24 protein-coding genes and 1 pseudogene are annotated in these 25,989 nt (G+C 36.7%); 14 read left to right on the top strand and 11 right to left on the bottom strand.

What is annotated here, in order from left to right; translation table 11 throughout:
* Both MP477_RS15780 and MP477_RS15775 read right to left on the bottom strand, forming a co-directional pair.
* Positions 1-237 carry a phosphopantetheine-binding protein gene (locus tag MP477_RS15780; protein ID WP_230033886.1) on the bottom strand — a complete coding sequence of 79 codons (237 nt, stop codon included), beginning with the start codon at positions 235-237 and terminating at the stop codon, positions 1-3.
* Positions 238-263: 26 nt separating this feature from the next.
* Positions 264-1,238: a 3-oxoacyl-ACP synthase III family protein gene (locus tag MP477_RS15775; protein ID WP_230033884.1), complete on the bottom strand. Its 975-nt coding sequence runs from the start codon at positions 1,236-1,238 to the stop codon at positions 264-266.
* A gap of 41 nt (positions 1,239-1,279) precedes the next feature.
* On the opposite strand from MP477_RS15775, the gene MP477_RS15770 reads away from it, so the two are divergent.
* Genes MP477_RS15770 through MP477_RS15760 form a run of 3 tightly spaced genes read left to right on the top strand, consistent with a single transcriptional unit; the run spans position 1,280 to position 3,561 of the window.
* On the top strand, positions 1,280-1,843 hold the full coding sequence (locus tag MP477_RS15770) for a DapH/DapD/GlmU-related protein (RefSeq protein WP_230033882.1): 564 nt from the start codon (positions 1,280-1,282) through the stop codon (positions 1,841-1,843).
* Positions 1,844-2,995, top strand: a complete 1,152-nt coding sequence (locus tag MP477_RS15765; RefSeq protein WP_257191141.1) for a glycosyltransferase — start codon at positions 1,844-1,846, stop codon at positions 2,993-2,995.
* A gap of 11 nt (positions 2,996-3,006) precedes the next feature.
* Positions 3,007-3,561: a serine acetyltransferase gene (locus tag MP477_RS15760; RefSeq protein WP_230033878.1), complete on the top strand. Its 555-nt coding sequence runs from the start codon at positions 3,007-3,009 to the stop codon at positions 3,559-3,561.
* Here MP477_RS15760 and MP477_RS15755 read toward each other — a convergent pair.
* Together MP477_RS15755 and MP477_RS15750 are read right to left on the bottom strand one after the other, a co-directional pair.
* Positions 3,558-4,166 carry a DUF2306 domain-containing protein gene (locus MP477_RS15755; protein WP_257191140.1) on the bottom strand — a complete coding sequence of 203 codons (609 nt, stop codon included), beginning with the start codon at positions 4,164-4,166 and terminating at the stop codon, positions 3,558-3,560. The genes MP477_RS15760 and MP477_RS15755 overlap by 4 nt on opposite strands.
* A gap of 103 nt (positions 4,167-4,269) precedes the next feature.
* Positions 4,270-5,382, bottom strand: coding sequence for a helix-turn-helix domain-containing protein (locus MP477_RS15750; protein ID WP_257191139.1), 1,113 nt, complete (start codon positions 5,380-5,382; stop codon positions 4,270-4,272).
* Positions 5,383-5,764: 382 nt separating this feature from the next.
* Here MP477_RS15750 and MP477_RS15745 point away from each other — a divergent pair, with 382 nt between their 5' ends.
* The 4 genes from MP477_RS15745 to MP477_RS15730 all read left to right on the top strand — a co-directional run bounded on the left by MP477_RS15745 (position 5,765) and on the right by MP477_RS15730 (position 9,184).
* Complete coding sequence (locus MP477_RS15745) at positions 5,765-6,433, top strand: carbonic anhydrase (RefSeq protein ID WP_230033872.1); 669 nt, start codon at positions 5,765-5,767, stop codon at positions 6,431-6,433.
* Between the two features lie 21 nt (positions 6,434-6,454).
* A complete protein-coding gene (locus MP477_RS15740; RefSeq protein WP_230033870.1) occupies positions 6,455-6,754 on the top strand; it encodes a hypothetical protein in 300 nt (99 codons plus the stop codon).
* A 145-nt stretch (positions 6,755-6,899) separates the two neighbouring features.
* Complete coding sequence (locus tag MP477_RS15735; RefSeq protein ID WP_257191138.1) at positions 6,900-8,492, top strand: SulP family inorganic anion transporter; 1,593 nt, start codon at positions 6,900-6,902, stop codon at positions 8,490-8,492.
* Positions 8,493-8,548: 56 nt separating this feature from the next.
* Complete coding sequence (locus MP477_RS15730) at positions 8,549-9,184, top strand: carbonic anhydrase family protein (RefSeq protein WP_257191137.1); 636 nt, start codon at positions 8,549-8,551, stop codon at positions 9,182-9,184.
* Between the two features lie 120 nt (positions 9,185-9,304).
* On the opposite strand, the gene pth is transcribed toward MP477_RS15730, so the two are convergent.
* From pth to mfd, 7 genes are all read right to left on the bottom strand, one after another.
* Positions 9,305-9,868 (bottom strand): aminoacyl-tRNA hydrolase, encoded by a 564-nt coding sequence (pth, locus tag MP477_RS15725; RefSeq protein WP_230033864.1) that lies wholly within the window; start codon positions 9,866-9,868, stop codon positions 9,305-9,307.
* Between the two features lie 84 nt (positions 9,869-9,952).
* Entirely contained in the window at positions 9,953-10,885 is a 933-nt protein-coding gene (locus tag MP477_RS15720) for a hypothetical protein (protein WP_257191136.1), read from the bottom strand.
* Between the two features lie 97 nt (positions 10,886-10,982).
* Positions 10,983-11,840, bottom strand: coding sequence for a hypothetical protein (locus MP477_RS15715; RefSeq protein ID WP_257191135.1), 858 nt, complete (start codon positions 11,838-11,840; stop codon positions 10,983-10,985).
* A gap of 153 nt (positions 11,841-11,993) precedes the next feature.
* Positions 11,994-12,737 (bottom strand): hypothetical protein, encoded by a 744-nt coding sequence (locus MP477_RS15710; RefSeq protein WP_230033858.1) that lies wholly within the window; start codon positions 12,735-12,737, stop codon positions 11,994-11,996.
* A gap of 8 nt (positions 12,738-12,745) precedes the next feature.
* Entirely contained in the window at positions 12,746-13,564 is an 819-nt protein-coding gene (locus MP477_RS15705) for a hypothetical protein (protein WP_257191134.1), read from the bottom strand.
* Positions 13,565-13,570: 6 nt separating this feature from the next.
* Complete coding sequence (locus tag MP477_RS15700) at positions 13,571-14,386, bottom strand: hypothetical protein (RefSeq protein WP_257191133.1); 816 nt, start codon at positions 14,384-14,386, stop codon at positions 13,571-13,573.
* A 370-nt stretch (positions 14,387-14,756) separates the two neighbouring features.
* On the bottom strand, positions 14,757-18,125 hold the full coding sequence (gene mfd, locus MP477_RS15695) for a transcription-repair coupling factor (protein ID WP_257191132.1): 3,369 nt from the start codon (positions 18,123-18,125) through the stop codon (positions 14,757-14,759).
* Between the two features lie 254 nt (positions 18,126-18,379).
* On the opposite strand from mfd, the gene MP477_RS15690 reads away from it, so the two are divergent.
* The 7 genes and pseudogenes from MP477_RS15690 to MP477_RS15660 form a co-directional block, all read left to right on the top strand.
* Positions 18,380-18,775: a hypothetical protein gene (locus MP477_RS15690; protein WP_230033849.1), complete on the top strand. Its 396-nt coding sequence runs from the start codon at positions 18,380-18,382 to the stop codon at positions 18,773-18,775.
* A 180-nt stretch (positions 18,776-18,955) separates the two neighbouring features.
* On the top strand, positions 18,956-19,255 hold the full coding sequence (locus MP477_RS15685) for a hypothetical protein (RefSeq protein ID WP_230033847.1): 300 nt from the start codon (positions 18,956-18,958) through the stop codon (positions 19,253-19,255).
* Positions 19,256-19,390: 135 nt separating this feature from the next.
* Complete coding sequence (locus tag MP477_RS15680; protein WP_230033845.1) at positions 19,391-20,890, top strand: GH3 auxin-responsive promoter family protein; 1,500 nt, start codon at positions 19,391-19,393, stop codon at positions 20,888-20,890.
* Positions 20,891-20,959: 69 nt separating this feature from the next.
* Positions 20,960-21,322 (top strand): hypothetical protein, encoded by a 363-nt coding sequence (locus MP477_RS15675; RefSeq protein WP_230033843.1) that lies wholly within the window; start codon positions 20,960-20,962, stop codon positions 21,320-21,322.
* A 92-nt stretch (positions 21,323-21,414) separates the two neighbouring features.
* Positions 21,415-22,650 (top strand): MFS transporter, encoded by a 1,236-nt coding sequence (locus tag MP477_RS15670; RefSeq protein ID WP_257191131.1) that lies wholly within the window; start codon positions 21,415-21,417, stop codon positions 22,648-22,650.
* Between the two features lie 444 nt (positions 22,651-23,094).
* Positions 23,095-25,191: a T9SS type B sorting domain-containing protein gene (locus MP477_RS15665; RefSeq protein ID WP_257191130.1), complete on the top strand. Its 2,097-nt coding sequence runs from the start codon at positions 23,095-23,097 to the stop codon at positions 25,189-25,191.
* Positions 25,192-25,268: 77 nt separating this feature from the next.
* Positions 25,269-25,989, top strand: a pseudogene (locus MP477_RS15660) (gliding motility-associated C-terminal domain-containing protein); the annotation flags it as partial.

The raw sequence follows: 25,989 nt of genomic DNA, 5'->3' as shown, positions 1-25,989 counted from the left end.
TCATTCATCTTCAAAGTTTTCCAACCCAATAATATTCATCAGATCAGATACCGTTTCCATATTTTTAAACTGATCCGGATCAAGCTGTTGATTAAAGTTTTCATCTACAAAAGCAATGACAGAGAGTAAACTTATGGAATCATAGTTTTCCAGATCCTTTAACTTAGTGTCCCGGTTCAGCATTTGTTTTTCTTCTAGTTCCTCTTGTAACTTTTCTAAAAAAACGGAAGTTTTCATATATTTTAAATTTTATGATTTGAAAATTAAAAGTCCATTATAGTGGCTCCCCAGGAATATCCCACTCCAAAACCAGCCAATAAGATCTTATTTCCTCTTTTCAACAGGCCTTTATCCAGCATATTTTTCAGTGCAATTGGAATGGTTGCAGAGACTGTATTCCCCGTTGTCTCCATATCAATATAGAATTTCTCGGTTGGAATTTTCATTTTTCGTCTCAAATAATTCAGCATAAAAGAATTAGCCTGATGAAAAACAAAATAATCAATATCATCCATGGTAAGCCCATTTTCATCCATGGTCTCTTTAATCAATCCCGGGATTTTTTCTATGGTAAAATTAAAAATCTCAGGTCCGTTCATATAAAGATTCTCAGGATCGAATTCATGATTTGGGTTTAGTGTAAAATCTGTTTTGAAACCTCCCTTTTTTACGATTAGGTTTTCAGCCCCACTGCCATCAGTTCCCAAACAAAATTTATAATCGCCTACATTGGTATCTTTTTCAATAATTACTGAAGCAGAGGCATCTCCGAATATACAACGGTTTCCTTTATCTTTAGGATTGATATGCTTGGTATATGTTTCAGAAGTGACCAACAATACGCTTTTAGCAATTCCGGCGGCTATTAAACCTTTGGCAAATGCCAGGCCATAGACAAATCCTGAGCATCCCAAATTAAAATCCATGGCTCCTATATTTTTTCTCAGTCCAAGCTTATCCTGCAAAATACAGGCAGTGGTTGGAAGGAAATAATCCGGACTTTGGGTACAGAAAAGAATAAAGTCTATTTTACTTTTATCATAGTTCTCAAAAACCTTTTCTGATGATTGTATAGCCAGATCCAGGACGGTTTCATTTTCTGAAGAAATATGACGCTGTACGATCCCTACTTTTTCCCGGATTCTTTCAGAGCTCCATTCCGGGAACTCCTTTTCCAAATCCATGTTGGTAAGGACCAATTCAGGCAAATAATATTCTATTTTAGAAATTCTTATCATATAAATTCTTTTCTTTGTATGAGAAAAACAAATTTAGAATAATGATATTTATTTATCGTATCATATTAAAAATTCATACTACCTACCAATACCTTATCAAGAGAATCTATCTCAAAATTTGTATTGCTAAGGGATTAAAGGTAGGAAAAAATGTTCGTTTTGTAGAAGTTCCCGAATTAGGTACAGAACCTTTTTTAATTGAAATAGGTGACGAAACAACACTTTCTAATAATGTTAGATTCATTAATCATGACGGCGGTTATAATGCTTTACATTTTTTCGAAAAATATAAGGATGTACGAGCTTTCGGGCGCATAAAAATTGGAAAACAGTGCTTTATTGGTGCAGACACCATCATCATGCTCGGCTCAGAAATAGGTGATAACTGTGTATTGGGAGCAGGTTCGATTTTGACTTCCTCTATGCCGAACGGAACGGTTTATGCAGGGATTCCTGCAAAATTTATTTGCACTATTGAAGAATATGGAGATAAAGCATTACAAAACAATATCATGTATCCAAGAGAGCTCGAAGCAGACAGACCTAAACTTGAAGCTTATGTAAGTGAGCACCTCCCACATACTTATAAACCTATAAAAAAATAAATGTCTGAAAAAAAGAAAATTCTCATTAGAATCGGTTCCCTTCGCCATGGTGGTGCAGAAAAAGTTCTGGCCAACTTTCTTAAAAACCTTCCCAAAGACAAATATGAAGTTGATCTTTTGATTAACCTGTATACTGGAATGTACATTAAGGAAATTCCGTCATGGGTCAACCTATACTACCTTTTGAAAGGGGAAATGATTACCACCAACAGGCCTCATGAAATTCCGGTAAAGGCATTCAGAGTACTTTATCAGAAAATGTTTCTGATGTTCCCATCCCTTCTCTATACATTTATACTGAAAAATAAAAAATACGATGTAGAAATAGCGGCTATCCATGGAATGTACAGAGAGGTACTATCCAGCCCGCAAAAGGATTCCAAAAAGATCGTTTGGGTTCAGAATGACATCTTTAATCTGAAAGAATACACTCCGGATGTCATCAGGCAATTTTTCAAATTTGACAGAATCCTGGTCATTTCCAACAAGCTTAAAGAGGAAATGCAGAAGCTGGCCCGTAATGAAAAAGAAAAACAGGCTGTTGTTAAGATCTTTAACCCCATTGACTCTCAGGATACTCTCCAGAAAGCTGAAGCTGAAATTAATGACTACCCTTTTTCAAAGGATCTTCCAACCTTTATAACCATAGGCACGGTGTATCCTCAAAAAGGCTATGACAGGCTTTTGGATGTTCATAAAAAATTAATGGATGAAGGATTAAAACATCAGATCATCATTATTGGTGATGGATTTGATTTTGAGAATATCCAGGCAAAGCTTAATCAATTGGGGCTTCATGAGACGGTAAAGATGCTTGGCTTCAGAAGTAACCCTTATCCATATCTTAAAAAATCTGATTTTTATGTCATGTCATCCCGACATGAAGGATTCCCTACCATTATTGCAGAAGCTCTTATCCTGAATAAACCTGTAGTTTCCACAGATGTTTCAGGAATCAAAGATCTTCTGCAGGACGGAAAACTGGGCCTCATTACTCCTAATTCAGAAGACGGAATCTATGAAGGGATGAAAAAGTTCCTTCTCAATAAGGAGATTGCACAACAGTTTGAAAAGGAAACTGCAGCAGCAGATCTTCCATTTGTGCTTCAGAAATCGGTAGCACATCTTCAGGAAATTATTGATGAAGTATAAAATATTTTGTTATGCCAGATTACACAGCAATACAGAAAGATTTTTACAGGGAAAGCGGCAAATGGCTTTCTACTTTTGAAATTTGGAAAAAATGTATCAATCCTAACCTCCACTATGTTTATTTATTTAGGAAAGCCCAGAAAAGCAATAAAAAAGCCATTTCCGGTTTATTCTGGAGAATTGTTTTGAGGCATTTTCAGATAAAATACGGTTTCCAGATCTATCCCGAGACTGAAATCGGGGAAGGGCTGTATCTGGGGCATTTCGGAGCATTGGTTATCAATCCCAAAACCAGAATTGGAAAAAACTGCAATATAGCACAGGGTGTAACCATCGGACAGCAGAACCGTGGAAAGAATGAAGGGTTTCCAGTGATTGGTGATGAAGTATGGATTGGCCCCAACGCAGTGATTGTAGGAAGTATCAACATTGGAAATAATGTATTGATTGCCCCTAATTCTTACGTCAATTTTGACGTACCTGATGATTCTATGGTAATGGGAAATCCCGGAAAGATCTACCCTACTACAGAGGCGACGAACGGCTATATCAACAATAAAGTTTAACCGGCCACCGCACTCTTTTTATTAATAAGATATGCTACCAAAAGATTGGGAAGCCAGCATAACCAGGCTACAGCAATGTAGGAATTGCCAGGATCCTGTGTGATACTCTTTAAAACAGGAAACCAGATTCTTAATGTCACTGCAGCAAAGGTACAGGCATAGCTGTATACCATAAATTGTTGATGCTTTACTACGTTACCTTTGGTTATATAGACTACTGCTACCAAAGTGGTAATCAGCCAAATAATTCCCAGGCAAACAAATCCGACAGATGATACAATTCCTCCGTTGGCGTACATTCCTATATAGATAGACGAAACAGAACTTATCAGCACTGCGGCTACGTAGAATTTTCCAATGAATTTGTGCAACTTTACATATTTATTTCTGAACTTGCTCTCAAACTGACGCCAGCCAATGAAGAGGGAAATTCCACCAAAAATAATATGAGCAAAAAATGCAGTTTTCCAAATTGTATTTTGAAGTATCTCCAATGATTTAGAACCTAGAAAAGTATTTTTATGTTCAACAAAAACATAAATTAAAGGATAGGCACCCATAAGCAATGCAAAAATACATAGGATTACAAATAAGAGTTTCTTCATGACAGTTGATTAAATTTTCTGTAAAAATGGACATAAAGAAAGGTTCAACTGTTCCAAAATGAAAGATGAAACAAATATAATATCACTTATTATCTGACACTTACTATTCCAACGTAAGATTTTTGCTTTTTAGAAACTCTCTTGGAGAACAATTCATATATTTTTTAAAATTCCGGTTAAATGAGGTCTTGGAATTGAACCCACTTTCAAAGGCCAGTGATAAAATCGTGTACTTTTGGTTTTCAGGAAGTATTGCTATTCTTTTAAACTCCTCAATCCGCTGCCGGTTGATATAGTCATAAAAGTTTTTGTTCTCCAAAGAATTAATGGTCTGCGATAGTAGGTTCGGATGAACATCCAACAGCTGGGCCACATGGTTCAGATTCAGGTCCGGATCTTTGTACAGCTTTTCATACTCCATTTTGTACACAAGCTTTTCATAAATAGCTTGTATAACATCAAATCCCGGAGAGTTTTTCTGGTACTTTACCACTTCAACATCAGATTCTTTTTCACCTGAAACATCAGCTACAACAGGCAAATCCAAAATCCCCACACGACTGATACCGAAGTAAGCCGCTACCAGAATAAACAAAACAACCATGGAAAAAATAAGAATATCATTCCTTATGATAACAGCGACCCATATTAACGCAATCCCTGTAATCAGATAATATGACCAATTCAGGTTAATCTTTTCGGTATTGGAGTATTGATTGGAAATTTCTTTTTTATATTTTCTGACTGTAAGAAGGCTTAAGCCCACATACAAAATTCCGGACAAGATCATTAAAAATTTGATCACATCACTCAACACCTCATACCCCTTACCTTTATTCTGGTAAACCGTCATCCTATCTTGCGGAGACAGCAGCAAAAACTGAAATAAAATCATATAAATTATCACAACAGGCACCCAATGCAATAGCCAAATCTTTTTCCCCGTATTTCTACCTGTCAGGCTCAGAATATACAAATATAACATCGGCCCATGCATGAAAGGAAAAGGAATTTCAAATCCAATGAGATAAGGAAACTTTAAATAGCCTCCCGAACGGAACAACACAAAAAAAACAAGATGAAATCCTATAATCAGAAACCAGAATGCTAAAAGAAAATCTACTGTTTTCTTTTTCTGCTTTCCCAAGATAAGAAAAGATGAAAACCAGGCAATAAAAATTCCTGCCCAATAAAATATTCCCAGATCGAAATCCATTAAAAATATAAGGTTAAAATCAGGACCTTAATTTATTCTTTTTTCCACAGTATATGGTTATTTATTTTGAATATGATGACCTGCAGTTCTTCTGAGGAACAGAAAATTAAGAATATTTAATCTCAAATTCAAAATTCTAATTTATACTTTGTAATTTTAACTTAGATTTAAACGTTTGAATTATAGGACAGCCTACATTGACAGTAAGACAAAGCATATTTTATCAGACATGATTTTAAGCATATTTTAATATTAAACTTTGTTAAAACACATCAATTCTTCGACAAAAATTATATTTTTGTATAATTATTGATTTAGTCTATTGATTTTGAAAATAATTTAAACGAAATAAATAATTATAAACTTTTAAAAATTTAAAATTATGTCACAATCGTACGAGGTTATTTTTGAAAACAATAAGAAATGGGTAGAATCCAAAGTATCAGAAGATCCACACTTCTTCGAAGAGCTGGCAAAAACTCAGCATCCTGACTATTTGTATATCGGATGTTCAGACAGCAGGGCCACAGCGGAAGAACTGATGGGTGCAAAACCGGGCGAAGTTTTTGTTCACAGAAATATAGCCAATGTTGTCAATACTTTAGATATGAGCTCTACAGCAGTAATTCAATATGCTGTAGAACATCTTAGAGTAAAACATATTATTGTATGTGGACATTACAACTGCGGTGGTGTAAAAGCAGCGATGACTCCTCAGGATTTGGGATTGTTAAATCCTTGGCTGAGAAACATCCGTGATGTTTACAGATTGCATCAGGCTGAACTTGATTCTATTGAAGACGAAAACAAACGTTATGACAAACTTGTAGAACTTAATGTTCAGGAGCAGTGCATCAACGTGATCAAAATGGCCTGTGTACAGGAAAGATACATCTTAGAAGAGTATCCTGTGGTACACGGCTGGGTATTTGACCTTAGAACCGGTAAAATTATTGATCTGGATATTGATTTTGAGAAAATCTTAAAAGACATCCAGAAAATTTATAACCTTACAAGTTCAGACTGGGTCATGAGTAGAAAAACAAAGTAGTTTTTCTAAAAAGAATGTGAAATGAAGTTCTGGAGTATTATTGTATTAACGATTTTTCTGAATTTTACAGCGCTGCCAAGCATTGCTGCGGTTGCAGGCTGGGATATTCTGAGAACCAATATAATAGTGAACGAAGAAGAACCACATTCTCATCCGTCTTCTTTTATTGTTTACGAAAAGGCTATTCCGAAAACATTGAATGTATTTGATTATCTCAAGTTTTCGGAACCCGATTTTCTGGGAAGGTCTTTTGTGCTGGTAGATGATTCTTTTCATCTATCTCCCTTACTTACTATATTTTCTCCTCCTCCGGAAGCTTAACTCCATAGTTAGATTTTTTTGATACCTATTCTCTATCAGTTTTTTGATATTGAATACACATGTACTTTAAAAATTAAAATTTTTCAACTTTTATAACAGACTTATTCACAGAGAATAAGCCGGTTATTTCTCACAGCTTCACATCATGAAAAAGACATCATTAATAGGAGGAATTAAGGAGAATATTCCTTCAGGACTCGTGGTATTTTTAGTGGCACTCCCACTATGTTTAGGAATTGCTTTAGCTTCAGGCGCTCCACCTTTATCCGGAATTATTTCGGGTATTGTAGGCGGCCTGGTCGTAGGATTCCTCAGTAATTCAAATATTTCAGTTTCAGGGCCTGCTGCAGGTTTAACGGCTATAGTTTTAACGGCTATAACAGACCTTGGCGCATTTGAGCTCTTTCTATGTGCCGGGATCATTGCAGGACTGATTCAATTAATTCTAGGATTTGTAAGGGCAGGAAGTATTTCCAACTATTTCCCCAACAACGTTATCGAAGGAATGCTTGCCGCCATAGGAATCATTATTATTCTGAAACAGATCCCACATGCTTTAGGATTCGATAAAGATTATGAAGGCCATGAATCTATTTTCGACAACGGCTTAAACTTCGGATATTTTACAGAATTATTTGGGGCAATCCAGCCCGGGGCTATTATTGTCACTTTAGTTTCTGTAGCTATTCTTATTGCATGGGATAAAATTCATGTACTGAAAAGAATGAAAATGCTTCCAGGCGCTTTGGTTGCAGTAATTGCGAGTATTATTTTAAATCAACTGTTTAAAATGGCAGGAAGCTCATTGGCTATAGAAACCCAGCACTTGGTTTCTTTACCTGTTCCACAGTCTCTGGATGATTTTAAAAACCTGATTGTCATTCCTGATTTTAATGGCTTTACTAATCCAAAAGTATGGATCGTAGGAGCAACTATTGCTATTGTAGCCTCTATTGAAACCCTGCTTTGTATTGAAGCATCAGACAGATTAGACAGACAGCGAAGAATTACTGATACTAATCTTGAGCTTAAAGCGCAGGGAATAGGGAATTTGATCAGTTCATTCATTGGTGGACTTCCCATGACTTCTGTTGTAGTAAGAAGTTCTGCCAATGCAAATGCAGGGGCAACTTCTAAAATATCGGCTATTATTCATGGGGTTTTCTTACTGATCTGTGTACTTACTATCCCTGTCATTCTTAATCTAATTCCACTAGCTACGTTGGCTGCGGTATTAATTTTAGTTGGATATAAACTGGCAAAACCTGCTACGTTTAAGCATTTCTGGCATTTAGGAAAATTCCAGTTTATTCCATTTGTAGCCACTGTTGCAGCTGTTGTAGCAACAGATCTATTAAAAGGAGTGGGAATTGGTCTTGCCATCTCTGTTTTCTATATCCTTCAGGGAAATATGAAAAGAGCTTATTATCTAAGCCGCGAAAAGCTGGATGATGCCGATGGAATCAACATCAAATTAGCTGAGGAAGTTTCATTTTTAAATAAGGCAGCGATCAAAAAAACACTTAAAAATATCAAACCAAATTCTACGGTAACCATCGATGCCAGAAGTACATCATATATTGCTACTGATGTTCTGGAGATGATTCAGGACTTTGCCAATATCCGCGCAAAGGAACAGGACATCATGGTAGAACTTTTAGGCTTCAAAACTTCATACAGAGATTATGAAAGAAGTGAAGATTCCCATATTCTGGTTACCCATAAAAGAGCAATGTAATCTCATTGCCCATCAACTTTTTTTTAATTTAAATTCAAAAAACAATTACATACTATATGAAAGCACATACATACGAAACCCAATCGACGATTACTCCTGAAAAAGCATTAGATTTTTTGAAAGAAGGAAATCAAAGATTTGTAAATAATCTTAAGGCTAACAGGGACCTTCTGGAGCAGGTAAATGCTACACGTGAGGGACAGTGGCCTTTTGCGGTAGTTTTAAGCTGCATAGACAGCCGTACTTCTGCAGAACTTATTTTTGATCAGGGATTGGGAGATGTTTTCAGCATCAGAATTGCCGGTAATTTTGTTAACCAGGACATTCTGGGATCAATGGAATTTGGCTGTAATGTGGCCGGTTCCAAACTTATCGTGGTTTTAGGCCATACTAAATGCGGCGCCTTAAAAGGAGGTCTTGATGCAGCACAGATTGAAGGACTGGGAATGGATAACCTCAACCACCTTATCAACCATTTTGACCCTATCATTAACCAAATAATTGAGGAAAACGAAGAGCGTTCATCAAAAAACAGCTCACTTTTGGAAAGGCTTAATCAGCAGAACGTAAGATGCGCCATTGAAGATATCCGTAAGCAAAGTTTAACCCTTCGTAACCTTGAGAATGAGGGTAAGATTAAAATCGTTGGAGCGAATTACAACGTTGAGACAGGTGCAGTAACCTGGTTATAAGAGATTAACATGATCATAGAATTAAGATCAAAGATCAACACTTAATTCAAGATCGATTATAAGTAAGGCCATCGAAATCCGATGGCCTTTTTCATTTTCCGTAACTACTAACAGCAAGCTCTATTTTCCGTTGTATGCGGACATCGTGTTATTCAATCCGGCAAAAACAAAAGAAAGACTCGCCTTAGAGAATATTTCAATTCTTTCGGTAAGCTTTTCTGCTTCTTCTCCGCTCCATGTACCTAATACATAATCTACCTGACGTCCTGCAGAAAAATCTGCAGAAATTCCAAAACGGAGCCTTGTGTAGCTTTGCGTCTGTAATACTTCATTAATATTTTTAAGCCCATTATGCCCGGCGTCAGAACCTTTCCCTTTCATCCTCAGCGTACCGAAAGGAAGCGCAAGGTCATCTGTTATAATGAGGACATTCTCCAACGGGATATTTTCTTTCTGCATCCAGTATCTTACAGCATTTCCTGAAAGATTCATATAAGTATCCGGTTTCAGCACAAAAACTTTCCTGCCTTTGTGTTTTCCTTCAGCCATCCATCCAAAATTAGCCGTATTGAAAGAAACATCAAGCGTCTCCGCAATTTTTTCAGCTACTTTGAATCCTATATTATGGCGTGTATTTTCGTATTCTGAGCCTTTATTTCCCAGCCCGACTATTAAATATTTCATCAGAAATTTTTTGCAAAATTAAGAGATAAAAAATAAAAAACTCAACCTTCGGAAGGTTGAGTTTACATATTATTAAAAATAATGTTATTGCGGTTTGTAAATATAGTTTACTCCATATCCTTTTGTCATATAAGTCTGTGGATCATAAACGTAATTTGTACTCTTTACAATCGGGTTAGGAATAGGTGGAGTAAGATCTGTAAACGACCATCTCTTAGGATTGTTCGGAGATAATATAAGACTTTCTTTATCATTAAGATCTGTATTTAAAAGTCTTGAAATTTTGTATGCCAACGGTAATAATGTGAACGGACTGATCTCATTGTCATAAGCATAATATTCATAGCTGTATTTTGTAGTCACTGCTCCCATTACTCCTCCGGCCATAGGACCGTAATGTCTTATCACTTTGGAAACATTGTCTCCGGAGTAGGTATAAGCTGTTCTTGAGAAGTTATCATAAGCAAATGGTGTTCCTGCAATATCCGGACCTGTCTTCATAATAATAGAATCCAGTTTTGCTGTCGCAGCACTGTATCTTACATTATAAAGTGATTTTGTCTTTCTGAGAAGTGTTTGTGGTCCCGGGTCAGTAGCTGGTGGAACAGGGGGAGGTCTTCTGAAGATAGAACGGTTTTCAGAAATCGTTTCCAATCTTCCGGTATTTCCATAAGTAAGCAGTCTGGTAAAAGAAACACTATCCTTATCCAGCTTCCCGTTTCCGTCAAGATCAAGGAATCCATTAAAGGCGATCTGGCTGATCTTATCTCCACTGTACATTATGTTAGTGATTGATGCACTATCCATAAGTACTGTATTCACAAGAAGCCCACTGTAATGATATTCAGCTAATGTATCTTTATCTGTAATTTCTTTATATAATGCTCTGGGACCGGTTAATCCTCCTGTGTTATTCAGATCTAATAATGGATTTCCTTCTTCATCCACTAGATTCTTGCAGGAATGCACTGAGGCAAAACCAGCTATTAATAAAATAAAATAGAAAAGTTGTTTCATTTTCTGGTAATTGATTATTTTTTGACAAATATAATTTTTTTTTGCATAAAAATTATATAATTATTTATATTCCAATAAGATTAATAATTGAATTCTTTTACAAATTTTTATAGCTATAGGTCAGTTTTTGATTTTTCTCAATCACCGGATAGCCTTGATCATAGGTATAACTTTGTGTGGTATTAACTCCAGGGGCCGGCGCAGGCATCTGAACATACGTTGACGTAGGGTTGTTTGGAGACAGCCTGTAGAAATTGACCGGATTCATCAGGCCCCGCATGATAAAAAACACTCTTGGAAGTGTAGAAAAGGGGCTTTTCTGAGAATCATAGTTTTGAAAACTATAGATCGTTTGAACAGCTGTAGTCATATCAGGAGCACCATTCGTATTCAGGATTCCTTTAGAACTCGTTACCTTAAAAATATTATCTCCGGCATATACAAAAACGTTCTCTACGAATGCATTGTAGGCAGATATCCCTCCTACTTTTCTTTTTTCAAGAATTTTCGTAAGCTTTCCTGCTACATCATATGTAAAAGCATAATCGCTGATGAATGATGTTCCGGGAATTGATCCTGTTGCCACACAAGACGCATTATAAATCTGTCCATTAATATCCGGAGTTACATCAAACTCATAAGACAAACTTCCGGGAGTCTGGCTTGCAAAATTAATTTTAGTAATTTTTTTGTTTGTATTGTATGTTAACGTACTTATATAACTGGCGTTAGAATTATCATCTTTAAAAACAGCCTGATCCAAAATTCCGGCTGTTGTAATATATTCTTCCTGAGAAACATTATCCTTATTGATTTTTTCCAGAATTTTTTTGGGGGCAGTTCCTTCATCAGGATTCGGGATCGATTCTGTGGGGTCAGAGGTTGTATTGCATGATGCCAATACTCCTAAAAGAGCAATTCCTGTAAATATTTTAAGAAAGTAATTTTTTACCATAGAAAAATTAGTTTTAGTAATGCCAAATATAATTCAATTTTCGATAACAGCATACACTCCATTCGAACAAATTCACAATAAACAGACGTAAAAACAAAAAAAATCTAAAAACATAACGTTTTTAGATTCTTAATTATTATATTTTCATGAAAATTAATAAGGCTGTAGTACTGATGTTGTCAAAACAGACTGTGCCATATCATTATTCAGTACTGCAGTATCCACGGCTCTTCCTATTCCCAGCACCGGTATTGGTGAACCGCTTAATGTACGTTTAATACAGGCTACTTTCACCACATATTTGTTTTTTGGGGTAAGATTGGAAAGAGTGGCATTCAGATTAAAAATTTTATAAGCTCCGGCTCCTCCCAGCAATACGTCTGTTCTTACAGCTCTCAGTCTGTCATCTACAAAAATCCCGCATGCAAAACTTGCTGAACCTTTTGCGGCTTTCTGAACAGTAGTTTGAAATGAGAATGTTACTTTATTGTTTGAATTTGTTACGGAGAAATTATCCAATGCCGTTGGCAATACAGTCCAATCTCCAGCTAAAGGATCACCTTCGTTATAAGGAACAGCTGACCCGCTGGAGCTAAAAGAAACCCCTGTCTGATCTGCCACAGTGTTGATAGAGAATACAGACATACTTCCCTGGCCATCAGCAATTTTTATAGCCTTCCAGTCATTGGCTGTCATCGCTGAATTGTTATGAAAGATATCTCCACTCGTTCCTGCAGAACCTTTTAAAAGATCTGTACCTCCGGTTCTTAATTCTTTTCTGACATTTAAATCTCCATTCACATCAAGCTTATTTGTAGGGTTTGATGTATCAATGCCCACTTGCGCATTTATCCATACTGCGAACAAAAGAGATTTTATAAAAAATATTTTTTTCATGATTTGATTTAGTTTATAATCGGGTTAAACACCTCCGGAACCTCATATACATCTACTTTCAGAGAAGACTGAGCAATGAAGCTGTTGATATTAGATGCTGCATTGATTCCAATAGTAAGCGTTTTGCCTGATGCATTACCGTAAGATGCCAGTCTTGCACATCCTACACTTACTGTATGGGTTCCTTTTGTAAGGTTTTCAACGATTCCAATCTGGGTATGGGTAAGGAAAGGCTGCAGGGAACCAATGGCCTTCAGATTTCTCTGTCTTAGATTCACCAATTTATCATCTACAAAGATTCCACAAGCATAGTCTATGGAAGTATCTGTAGCTCCGTTTGCATCAAAATTAGCCTGTACAACAGTTTCAAATTGAAAATAAGCTTTGCTTACCGTACTGTATACATTGATATCTTGTGAAAGTCCGGCAATTTTCTTGAAATTACTCAAAGTACCATATTGTGTGCCTTTATTAAAAACACTGCCTCTGGAAGTAGTTATATTAGACTGTTCACTATAAGTAAATCTGGCTCCCTGTTTATCGGAAAATGAATTATTAAAAATCAGATAAAATTTGTTGGGTTCATATTCAGGAATACGAAGTGTTTTCCAAATAGGAGGATATCCTTCGCCCTGTGATACAAGTAACTGGTCATTATTTCCCTGAGATACAGAATTATCTGAAGAGTCATACACCGCAATCTTATCTCTTAAATTAAGGTCTCCATTGACATCAAGTTTTGCTTTTGGAGAATCTGTATTAATTCCCACCTGAGCAGACAATAATAATCCTGCCGGAAGGAGTAAAGTCAATATTATTTTTTTCATCAATTGTTAGTTTTTATAGCTTACAAATTCAATTACATCCATTTTCATCGTAGATTCCAGTGTAAATGCATTAGACACCCCATTGGAGCTCTGAACATTCCGTCCTATTGTAAATTGAGATGAAGTACTGGAAGCATCAATTTTTCTGCATGCAATTTCAATTTTATGAGCACCTACAGGTACATTTTGCTCAGTATAATTAAGGGTGAAAATATAGTCCTGGATACCTCCTTTTTCAGAATTATTATTAGACTCTATTCTGTCTGGACGAACAGCCACAAGCTTTCCATTTCTAAATACCCCACACGTAAATCTCACATCATTAATCACAGTAGCGGTTGGTGATTTCATTTCAACCCCTGTCTGGAACTGATACGTTAACCTATTTCTTCCATTTTTGATACTAAAGTTATTTTCAAGACCTGCAATCTTTACCCATTTACCTTTAGTAGCATCAGTGATATTGTCCCCTACATTATTCTTAAACACATTATCTCCTGCAATACCATCTGTAAGGGTAGTAATACCCTCCTGATCTGATGACAAATACGAATTGATCAATTTGTATTGCCCTTCTTCCATAAAGGAAACATTCAACGACTTCCAAACAGGAGATTTACCTTCTCCCTGAGAAACCAGGATTTGCCCGTTCAACCCGGCATTACCTGCCTGAGTAGAACTGCCTCCCACTCTAAGTTCTTTTCTTAAAGTAGTTTTTCCATTGACATCGAGAGTAGATTTTGGCTTAGGTGTCCCGATTCCCACCTGTGCGTTGGCATAGAATGAAAGAAATCCAGCAACGAAATAAATAGTTTTTTTCATAATTAAGGACTGCAAATGTACAAATTAAGAACTACAAAAAGTCCCAACCGACACACCTAACACCATAGAAATAAACACATTACACGATAGAATTATTCGCACACAAAAGTAGAATTATTACTACATGAGCATACTTTATTGGCTCATCTTAAAGCACGCTTCTTCACAACCTCCTTCTACAACGAGGCTTACAGCTTTATTTTTATCATTAAAAAGTGATATTATATTGCCTAAAACTGTGTTAACTCTCTAATTAATGAATATTTTTAACCAAAAAGCTGACAACAATCACAAAAAAACATATAAAAACTTAAGTTATTATATGTTTTTTCAGTTCCCGGAAGAGCTTTATCATTTTGGAAATTAGATTTTAATGATGGGCAATAATAGCTTTCAGCAACAGATTAACCTCATCTACATTTTTCACTCTTTCCTTTCTCATCATGAGCTGGTTACCTTCTTTTCCTGATTTTTCTTTAAGCTGCGCTTCGGCAGGATTTTGGGTTAAATAAGTAATGATATGTCTGAATCTGTCTGTCTGGTAAAATTTATCCTGGGGATTGCCTGGGAAATACCCTAAAAACACACCGTTTTTCATTACAATCTTTTCGAAGCCTATATCCGCAGCCAGCCATTTTAAAGCAACACTTTTCAAAAGGTTTACCGCTTCTTTTGGAAGAGCTCCAAAACGGTCTATTAATTCAAGCTCAAACTTATGAAGATCCTGTTCATTCGTTATTTCTGCAATTTTCTGATACAACAGCAGTCTTTCTTCCGTATTGGAAATATAAAAATCCGGCAGCATAAGCTCAAGGTCAGTATCGATATTGACATCTTTTACAGATTTGAACAGCTTCTGTCTGTCCTCTTCATTTTCAAACAGGTTTTCAAAGTCTGCATCATCTTTCAGCTCTTCAAGGGCTTCCTGCATTAATTTCTGATAGGTTTCAAACCCCATCTCATTGATGAATCCACTCTGTTCCGCACCCAATAAATCTCCGGCACCACGAATTTCAAGATCCTTCATGGCAATCTGAAAACCACTTCCCAGGTCAGAAAACTGTTCAATAGCTTCCAGACGTTTTCTTGCATCAGAAGTGATCATATCATAAGGGGGTGTAATCAGATAACAAAATGCTTTCCTGTTGCTTCGCCCCACCCTTCCTCTCATCTGGTGAAGATCCGCCATTCCGAATCTTTGGGCATCATTAATAAAAATAGTGTTGGCATTCGGAACATCTACTCCACTTTCCACAATTGTTGTAGAAACCAGCACATCGTATTTCCCTTCCATAAAGTCCAAAACATTTTTTTCCAGCTGTTTACCTTCCATCTGTCCATGTCCGGTAATAACTCTGGCATCGGGAACCAATCGCTGGATAAGCCCGGCAATATCTTTCAGGTTCTCTATCCTGTTATTGATGAAATACACCTGCCCATCTCTCTGAAGTTCATAAGAAACAGCATCACGAAGAGTTTCTTCATTAAATCCGATCAGCTGAGTATCAACAGGCTGTCTGTTTGGCGGTGGCGTTTTAATAACTGATAAATCTCTGGCAGCCATTAAAGAAAACTGCAGTGTTCTTGGAATAGGAGTAGCAGTCAAAGTAAGGGTATCAACATTACTTTTCAAAGTTTTCAGCTTATCTTTTACAGAAACACCAAACTTATGCTCTTCATCAATGATCAGTAATCCTAAGTCTTTAAATTTCACGGAAGCACTTACCAATTGATGAGTTCCTATAATAATATCTAATTTTCCGTTTTTTAAAGCATCCAAAGTCTCTGATTTCTGCTTGGCAGTTCTAAAACGGTTGACATAGCCAACATTTACAGGAAAATCTTTCAGTCTTTCTTTAAAGCTTCTATAATGCTGAAACGCCAGAATAGTTGTAGGCACCAATATAGCGACCTGTTTTCCATCTGTGGCGGCTTTAAATGCTGCACGAATGGCCACTTCAGTTTTTCCAAAACCTACGTCACCACATACCAGCCTGTCCATAACCGTATCAGCCTCCATATCCTTCTTCACATCAAATGTTGCTTTTTCCTGGTCTGGAGTATCTTCATAGATGAAGCTTGCTTCCAGTTCATTCTGCAGGTAAGAATCCGGAGTATAAGCAAAACCTTTGGCTGTTTTTCTTTGGGCGTATAATTGGATAAGGTCAAAAGCAATCTGTTTTACTTTTGCTTTTGTTTTCTGTTTTAAAGATTTCCAGGCAGGAGAACCCAGTTTACTTAGCACCACTTCTTTTCCGTCAGGTCCATTAAATTTTGAAATCTTATGCAGTGAGTGAATGCTGACATACAGGAGATCTCCGTTTTTATAAGTCAGTTTAAAACATTCCTGAATTTTCCCATCATTATTCACCTTTACGAGTCCCATAAACTTCCCGATACCATGATCAATATGGGCAATATAGTCCCCGATTTTTAAAGACATCAGGTCTTTCAGGGTAAGCTGTTCAGACTTGGCGAATGTATTTTTGGCTTTATACCTTTGATAACGGTCAAAAATCTGGTGATCCGTATACACCAGGAGCTTATGTCCATTATCCACAAATCCTTCATGAAGTTCAGATTTAAAGCTTTTAAAAGGAAGCTCATGTTCCAGTTCTTCAAAAATAGATTCCAGCCTTTCTTTTTGTTTTTCTGTTGAAAAAGATATCCAGGTATCAAAACCTTCGTTCTGTTTTTCCTCAAGATCTTCAATCAGCAGTTCAAAATTTTTATGGAAGGAAGGCTGTGGGAGCTGTTCCATTTTTATTTCAGAAATATCTTTCAGGCCTTCTATGCTTATTCCGCCAAAATCAACGGTCTTGAATTTTTTATAATCAAAAAGAAATTCCTGGTCTGAAATAAAAAGTTCTTGAGGCGTTCTGTGGGCAATATCTTTATTTAAAGTATCATATTTCTCTAAAGCTTTCTCATAGAATGTCTTTATCTTTTGCATTCCAACCATTCCATTTCTGGAAATAATAAAGCTTTCCTTTGGCAGTAGCTGTAATAATGACACTCTACTTCCTGTCACGGAAAAATTCATATTGGAAACCAGCTGGAGCTCTTTTACTTTATCTATGGAAAGCTGGGTTTCTATATCAAAGGTTTTAATACTTTCCACTTCATTTCCAAAGAACGTTATCCTGTATGGTTTCTCATAAGAATAAGAAAATACATCTACAATTCCTCCTCTCACAGAAAACTCACCAGGCTCGGAGACAAAGTCAGTCTGCTGAAAATGATAATGATTAAGCAACTCGTCAATAAAATCAAAATCCAGTTGATCTCCTACTTTTATATGATGTGAAATTGCTTTAAAGTCTTCTTTCTTTAAAACCTTTTCAGATAATGCTCCTGCGTAGGCCACAATTACTTTTGAAGACCTTCCTGAGCTGAGCTTATTTAAAACTTCCGTTCTCAGTACCAGATTGGCATTCTGAGTTTTTTCCACCTGATAAGGTTCAAGATGGGTTGCCGGAAAATACAGCACCTTTTCTTTTCCCAAAAGATCTTCCATTTCTGCATTCGCATACAAAGCATCTTCTTTATCATCTACCAGATAAAGAATACTTTTCTTTTGAACTAAAAAAAGTTCAGCAACAAAAACAGACACCGAAGACCCCGCACTCCCCTTCACGGCAATATGCTGATCGTTTTCTAACTGAGTGAATATTTCTTTCCCGAATTCCTTTTGTAAAAGATCAGGAAGAAACTTTTCATTGATGGATTTTAACTGCATAAATACTAATGGTATAAACGACAAAAGCGATTTCGGGAGTTTTCCGAAATCGTTTTTAGCTATACAAAGATAAGAATAAATTTTTCTTATTTATAAAAGCGGATAGATACCTATTTAAAATGAGGCTATTAGTTTTTTTATAAATCTTAATTTTTATTAATTTATTTAATTCCCTGTTAAAAAAAAACAAAAAAATTCCCATGGCACAATGTTTGAAAATTTATGCTTATAACCAAACGCTAAAGAATAATATTATGAAAAAAGCAATTAAAATCTTAGGAGTCTTAATGCTGTTTGTTTTTACGGCATTATCTTTTTCGTCGTGCAGTGATGATGATGACCCTACGAATAATGACTTCTTCGCAGGAACATATAAAGGAAGCATCTCTTATAACGACGGAGGATCTACCAACATCAGTACAGATAACGGAAGTGTATTCGTAACCAAGATCGCCAGCGGTACCAAGTATAATTTTTCTTTCTCAAACGGAATTCCTGATCTCAACGGGATTGAGTTTGAACAAAAAGGAGATCATACCCTTGTCATGATTGGTTCTACAGGAACATCATATATAAGAATTGACAACAACGAATTAAAAATTCTATACCTTAAAGATGGTAAGACCTGGACCGCCAATTGTACCCGATAAACATTTCATACTATAATTATATTACAAAAACCTGTTTTCATTGAAACAGGTTTTTGTATTGATAGGAATTGTTTTAATTTTTTTTTAAGCTGTAATAAACTTTAGTTAAGTTTAAAAAACCAAAAATTCTCAGCCCGCTTTTTGCATATCTTTATGTAACAAAAACAAACAGTATTTCTTATGAAAAAATTATTATCAGCAATGTCACTGATCTTAGGACTGGGACTTGCAACTGCTCAGCAGACGGCTCCTGCTACAAGCACAGCTCATCAACCGGTGAAAACAGTAAAAGCAACTAAACCTGCTGAAATAAAAGCTGCAAAACCCGCTGACATGAAAACAGCAAAACCCGCTGAAGTAAAACCCGCTCAGCCTGCTGTCAAAATGAAAAAAGACGGAACTCCGGATAAGAGATACAAAGACAATAAACATCTGAAAAAAGACGGAACTCCCGACAAAAGGTATAAAGTAAACCAATAAGCACAACATTAACATATATAGTTGTTATTTTCATAATCAAATTTCGAAATGCCGATGAACAAGTTTTATCGGCTTTTTTATGCCATGCTTTGTAAAAATTGTTCCAGTTCTCTACTTAATTTATAAATTTGGAGCATGTTAAACTTCTTCAAGAAAAATGCAGCGCTTATTTGGGCAAAAAAACATGTTCAAAAAGCAGGGGAATTCAAAAAAAATGCGGAGAAAAATCAGGATGATCTATTACTTTCTCTTATAAACACTGCTCAAAAAACTCTTTTTGGACGGGAGCATGATTTTGAAAACATTCATTCTGTAAAAGATTTTCAGGATAGAGTTCCTCTTGCTGACTATGAAGACCTGAAGCCTTATATTGAAAGAGTAAAAAAAGGACAGGCCAACATTCTCTGGACCGATACTCCGGAGTATTTCGCAAAAACCTCCGGAACAACCTCCGGATCTAAATACATTCCTATTTCTAAAGAAGGGATGCCATTCCAGATTGCGGGAGCTCAGAGTGCTCTGTTCCATTATATTGCTCAAAAAAACAATGCAGACTTCGTTAACGGAAAAATGATCTTTCTACAGGGAAGTCCCGAGCTGGAAGAAGTCTTTGGAATAAAAACAGGAAGATTATCAGGTATCGTGGCCCATCATATCCCAGGATACCTTCAAAAGAACCGTCTTCCCAGCTGGGAAACCAATATTATGGAAGACTGGGAGGGCAAAGTAGATCAAATCATTATGGAAACCGAGTCTGAAAATATGACCCTTATTTCAGGAATTCCGCCATGGCTGATTATGTATTTTGAAAAACTGTCCGAGAAGCATGGGAAAAAGATCAAACAACTGTTTCCCAACCTTCAGCTCATTGTTACGGGAGGAGTCAATTATGAACCATACCGGGATAAAATGGAAGATCTTCTGGGAGGTAAAGTTGATATTATCCAAACTTTTCCAGCTTCCGAAGGATTTTTTGCTTTCCAGGATGATTATACTAAAGAAGGATTGTTACTGCTGACCAATCATGGAATTTTCTATGAATTTATTCCTCTTGAAGAATACGGCAAACCTCATGCACGGAGATTAACATTACAAGAAGTTGAACTTCATAAGGATTATGCTCTGATCCTTACCACCAATTCCGGGTTATGGGCTTACTCGATAGGCGATGTTGTACGATTTATTGACAAAGAACCTTACAGAGTTTTAGTAAGTGGCAGAACCAAACATTTCACCTCTGCTTTTGGTGAACATGTCATTGCTTTTGAAGTGGAAGAAGCAATGAAGGCTACTTTGGAAAAACTCCCGGCACAGATTACAGAATTTCATCTTGCCCCTCAAGTTAATCCTCAGGAGGGCCTTCCTTACCATGAATGGCTGATTGAATTTGAAAAAGCTCCTGAAGATTTGGAATTATTCAGAAATGAACTTGACCGCCAGCTAAGAAGCAGAAACAGCTATTATGACGACCTGATTTCAGGGAATATTTTACAAAAGCTCTGTATTACCAGGCTCAGAAAAAATGCATTTCAAGAGTATGCTAAATCTCAGGGAAAATTGGGTGGACAAAACAAAACTCCAAGATTGGCAAATGACAGAAATATCGCAGATTTATTAGAAATTTATAAACTTTAAAGATATTTTTTCAATTCCAAAAACGTATATTCGAAAAAAATTATAAATTTGAAAAACTAAAAGAAAATAATGAAAGCATCTGTACTGTTAAAATCGTCTTTATTAACCTCCTTATTTGTCATTTCATCTTGTGCTACCACAAAATACAGCGAAGATATCTCCAAAAATAACTATTCAAATCTTCAGGCAGGAAAAATGTATGTTGTTCAAATGAGGGATGGCTCTCCAAAACAAAAAATCCTGTTCAGAAATGTAGTGGGTGAAAATCTGGTAGGAACAGCCGGCAAAAAAGACAGTACAGAAGTAATTATTCCTAAAGCTAAGGTAGCTGCTGTAAAGGACAGATCCAAAGCAAGAATAGCTGCCGGAGCAACCATTATAGGAGCAGCCGGAGTTGCTGCCATAGTACTGAGTGCAAGCAGAGCTGACTAAAATAGATTTTATCTTTCAGGATATATTTAATTTATCTTTTAAAAATCAACATATGAATAGCCTTAAATAAATTTTTAGGGCTATTTTTGTTCATGATTTCCTTTACCCCGTTACAAACCCTACAAAATATCGAATTCAGAAATCTTCTTACAGGAAGGTTTTTTATTGTTTTAGCATTCAGAATGCTTGCCACCTTATTGGGATGGTGGGTATACCAGCTGACTAAAGATCCATTTTCAATAGGCCTTATCGGGCTCTCGGAGGTTATTCCTGCAGTGAGCTGTGCTTTATATGCCGGTCATGTTATCGACATGAATGAAAAGAAGCGCCTGCTTCTGATCTGTAATTATTCTTATATTTTCCTGATAGGTCTTTTACTTATTCCTGCATTTCTTAATGTAGAAATGCATTTTACAGGCCATCAGATCACTTATTTTATTTATGGTGTTATATTCTTCACAGGAATAGCAAGGGCTTTTATCGGCCCTATCGTTCCTTCTATGATCCCCAGAATAGTAAAAAAAGAAAACCTGCCGAATGCCGTTACCCTGAATCAGGCAACATTTCTGATCTCTTCGGTATGCGGCCATGCCATAGGAGGTGTTCTCATCGGATATGTGGGAGTAAAGTGGACATTAGTGGTTATATTATCTTTAATTTTTATTGCTTCTTTATTTTTCTGGCAGCTGAACAAGCAATATTCGGAAAATAAAAAGGACTCAGTAAATATTGCGGAAAGTATGCGTGAGGGGATTTCTTATATCTTTAAAACCAAAGAAATTTTAGGAGCCTTATGCCTCGATATGTTTGCCGTACTTTTTGGTGGTGCAGTGGCTATGATTCCTGTATTTGCTACTGACATTCTGGATTCGGGAGCGGAAGGTTTCGGTTTGCTGAATGCTGCCTCGGATATAGGGTCAATGTGCATCATTACTATTCTGGCGCTTGTTCCTTTACGAAAAAACCAGGGGAAAATTCTTCTGGTAGCCGTTACAGGATTTGGGCTCTGTATCATTGGGTTCGGATTATCCAAACTCTACTGGGTATCATTTATGTTCCTGGTGATGAGCGGAATGCTGGATGGAATTTCTGTAGTAATCAGGGGAACCATTGTTCAGCTAAAAACCCCGGATCATATTCGGGGCCGTGTTTTAAGTGTCAATTCAATATTCATTATGTCCAGTAACGAAATGGGACAATTTGAAAGCGGCGTAATGGCTAAAGCTTTAGGAGTTGTACGTTCTGTAATATTTGGGGGAACCATGACTGTCTTGATAGCGCTTCTTGTAGGAAGCACTAATCCCAAGCTGAGAAAAATGCAGTACTAGCTCATCTTCACCTATAAAAAAATAACATCAGCTATAAAACGTAGCTGATTTTTTATTGCCCCGTAAACAATTTTTGCTTTTTTATTAGTAAAATTTTCTTCAAAATAATAAATACACGCAAATAAATACATTTATTTTATTAATATTATAAACATCTAGCTAAAACATTGATTATTAAACAATAAATAAGTATTTTAGCCTTGTTAGATTATAATAATTAAATGTATTCTTTATAAAGTACCTGCTGCTGTTGTAATTAACACAAGCCCATTAGAATAATCTCCTAAAACCTGAAATATTTAAATGTTTTTCAAACAACAACTGAATAAGTAGGGATATATAAATTTCAACAAAAAATATTGCTAACTATATCAATATCTAATGATTATAAACAACAGTCTTAGGCCCTTTTCTGATAAATAAAAAACTCAAATACTATTTTATATGAAAAAAAAACTACTCCTTATCATCTTATTTATATCACATCTATTTCACGCCCAGTCGGACTGCATAACTGCAATACCTATTTGCGGAAACTCTGATATCTCCTATACCCCTACCGGACCTGGCGCCATCAATGAACAGGTTGGTACGAATTCATGCTTGAGTGATGAAAATTATTCCGTGTGGTATACCTTTACCATAGCAACCTCAGGAACATTGGCATTCACTATCAACCCCAATGACGACGACGATGATTATGATTTTGCAGTCTATGGTCCTACGAATGGCGGATGCTCCTCTTTACAGAACAACGCTGTTTTTGTATCTCCATTGAGGTGTAATTTCTATCCGGGTACCACTACAGGAAATACCGGCTTATCATTAACCATACCTCCCGGCTCAAATAACCAAGCTGAATGGAGCCCATACATAGACGTAACAGCCGGTGAAACCTATTATCTTATTGTAGACAACTTCGACGAATCAGCTAACGGATTTTTGTTGAACTGGACCGGTACTGCAAGTCTGAATTCTGCATTTAATGATCCAGCGCTGGCTCCTAATCCGTTCATCACGCCAGGCACTCTATCAACCCCACCAGAGCCCAATGAAGTGACAGTATGCAGTGGATTTTCTGTTCCCTTTGATTTTACGACCTTTACTCAGGGAATTATAAACGGCAACAGCACCAATTTTACAGTAACTTATCATAACAACACCAATGATGCTGTTACAGGAGGAAATCCTATTACAACCGGGCCTATAGATGCTACAACAATTTATTTCTACAGAATTGTTTATCGTGACCCTGCCAATCCTGCTAACCTCAACAATGGATGTTTCATTACAGGGAGTTTCAGGTTTAGAGATGGTAATTTTACCCTAACGCCCACCACCCTTACCAGCTGTAGTAATAATAATTCAGGAACAGCATTGTATGACCTGACAACAGCCAATATAGGAACCGGTCCTACTCATGTATTAAAATATTATCCTTCGCTATATGACCTCAACAATGGCACCAATGAAATCACCAATCCAAACGCTTATTCCTCTGCTGAAGGATCTGTCTTTGTAAAAGCAACCAATCCGTCCGGATGTATTGCCACTGTAGAAATTACCTTAAAATTTCATCCGGCAGTAACCGTAACGGATACCATTCTAAGAGCCTGCTATATTGAAGCCAATCCATCAACAGCCTCATTCAATCTTAACAACGCATTGGTAACCACACAAGCGAATACTACGAAAAGATACTTTCCTTCTTTAACAGATGCAATAAACGAGACGAATGAAATCTTAAACCCGGCAAATTATATTGCACCAAACGGACTGATTTACGTAAGAGTCATCAATAGCCAGGGATGCTACTCTATTGCTAAAGTAACTTTAACAGTACTTCCTCCTGTACAATCTGATGTGTTGGTTGACAAAATCATTTGCATGGAAGATACAACTACACTGGATGCAGGACCTGGATTCAGCGGCTATGAATGGAGCACCGGAGCTACTACTCAGTCCATCTCCAATGCAGGAGTAGGAACCTACTGGGTAAAACTGAAAACCGGAGACTGCATAACCCTTCAAACAGTAAAGATTTATGCTTCCGAACAGCCTGTAGTGACCGGTATTGATATCTCCAACAATGCAATAACTATAAATGTCACAGGCGGAACTCCCAGTTACCAATACTCTATGGATAATATAATATGGCAGAACTCGAATGTATTCACCAACATTTCCAGAGGAAATCATAAAGTATATGTAAAAGATGCTTATGATTGTGATCCTATTGAAATTTCAGTAGTTGTCCCAAACCTGGTTAATGTCATCACTCCAAACGGAGACGGAATAAACGATGGAATAGATTATTCAACATTGGCAGATAAGCAAAATCTCATCTTAAACATTTTCGACAGATACGGAACAAAAATCCATCAGGCAGATAAGTCCAACGGATATAAATGGGATGGAACTGTTTCCGGGAAAAAAATACCTACAGGAACCTACTGGTATTCTATGACATGGAATGAAAATGATAAAAAGAATACGCCTATTAAATTCTCAGGATGGATCATGGTAAAAAACAGAGATTAATTCGCTCTTTAATTCCCTAAAAGATATGTTTTTAAAATATACAATGGCTTAATAATCACCATTAAAAAAACCAGTCAATGAAAAAGATATTATTATTTTTAATTTTATGGATATCCCAGGCATTTTACTCGCAATCAGACTGCATTACAGCCATCCCAATATGTGGAAACTCTAATATATCCTACACCCCTTCAGGCCCTGGAAGTATACTGGAAATTCTCAATCAGAACGGCGGCTGCTTAAGTACTAATGAAAGGTTTACAGTATGGTATACTTTCAGCGTATCTACTTCAGGAACACTTGCCTTTACCATTGTACCCAATGTACAGGCAAATGATTATGACTTTGCAGTGTATGGGCCTACGAATGGAGGATGTGCTTCCCTGCAAACTCCCGGCAATATTTTTATACAGCCTTTAAGATGTAATTATTCAGGGACCGGTGGAGATACAGGTCTTGACCTGACTCTAAATCCACCTGCTGTATTCCCGACCAATCCTCCGGGTCAAACAAATAGCATGAATAATGGTAAATGGAGTCCTTATATCAATGCATTAGCCGGAGAAACCTATTATCTGGTTATTGATAATTACAGCAGGTCTACCAATGGCTTCTCATTGAACTGGACCGGTACCGCAAGCTTAGAATCTGCGTTTAACAATCCCACTTTAGCTCCTAACCCATTTATTACTCCGGGTATTCCTGCTGCAGATCCTGCACAACCAAGTACGGTTATGGTATGTGGACTTCCTACTCAGTTTAATTTCCTTTCTCTGAGTGCAGGGATTATCAACGGAA

Source organism: Chryseobacterium sp. WG23, from assembly GCF_024586575.1.
Taxonomy (GTDB): domain Bacteria; phylum Bacteroidota; class Bacteroidia; order Flavobacteriales; family Weeksellaceae; genus Chryseobacterium.
This window is presented reverse-complemented; position numbering and strand designations above follow the sequence as displayed.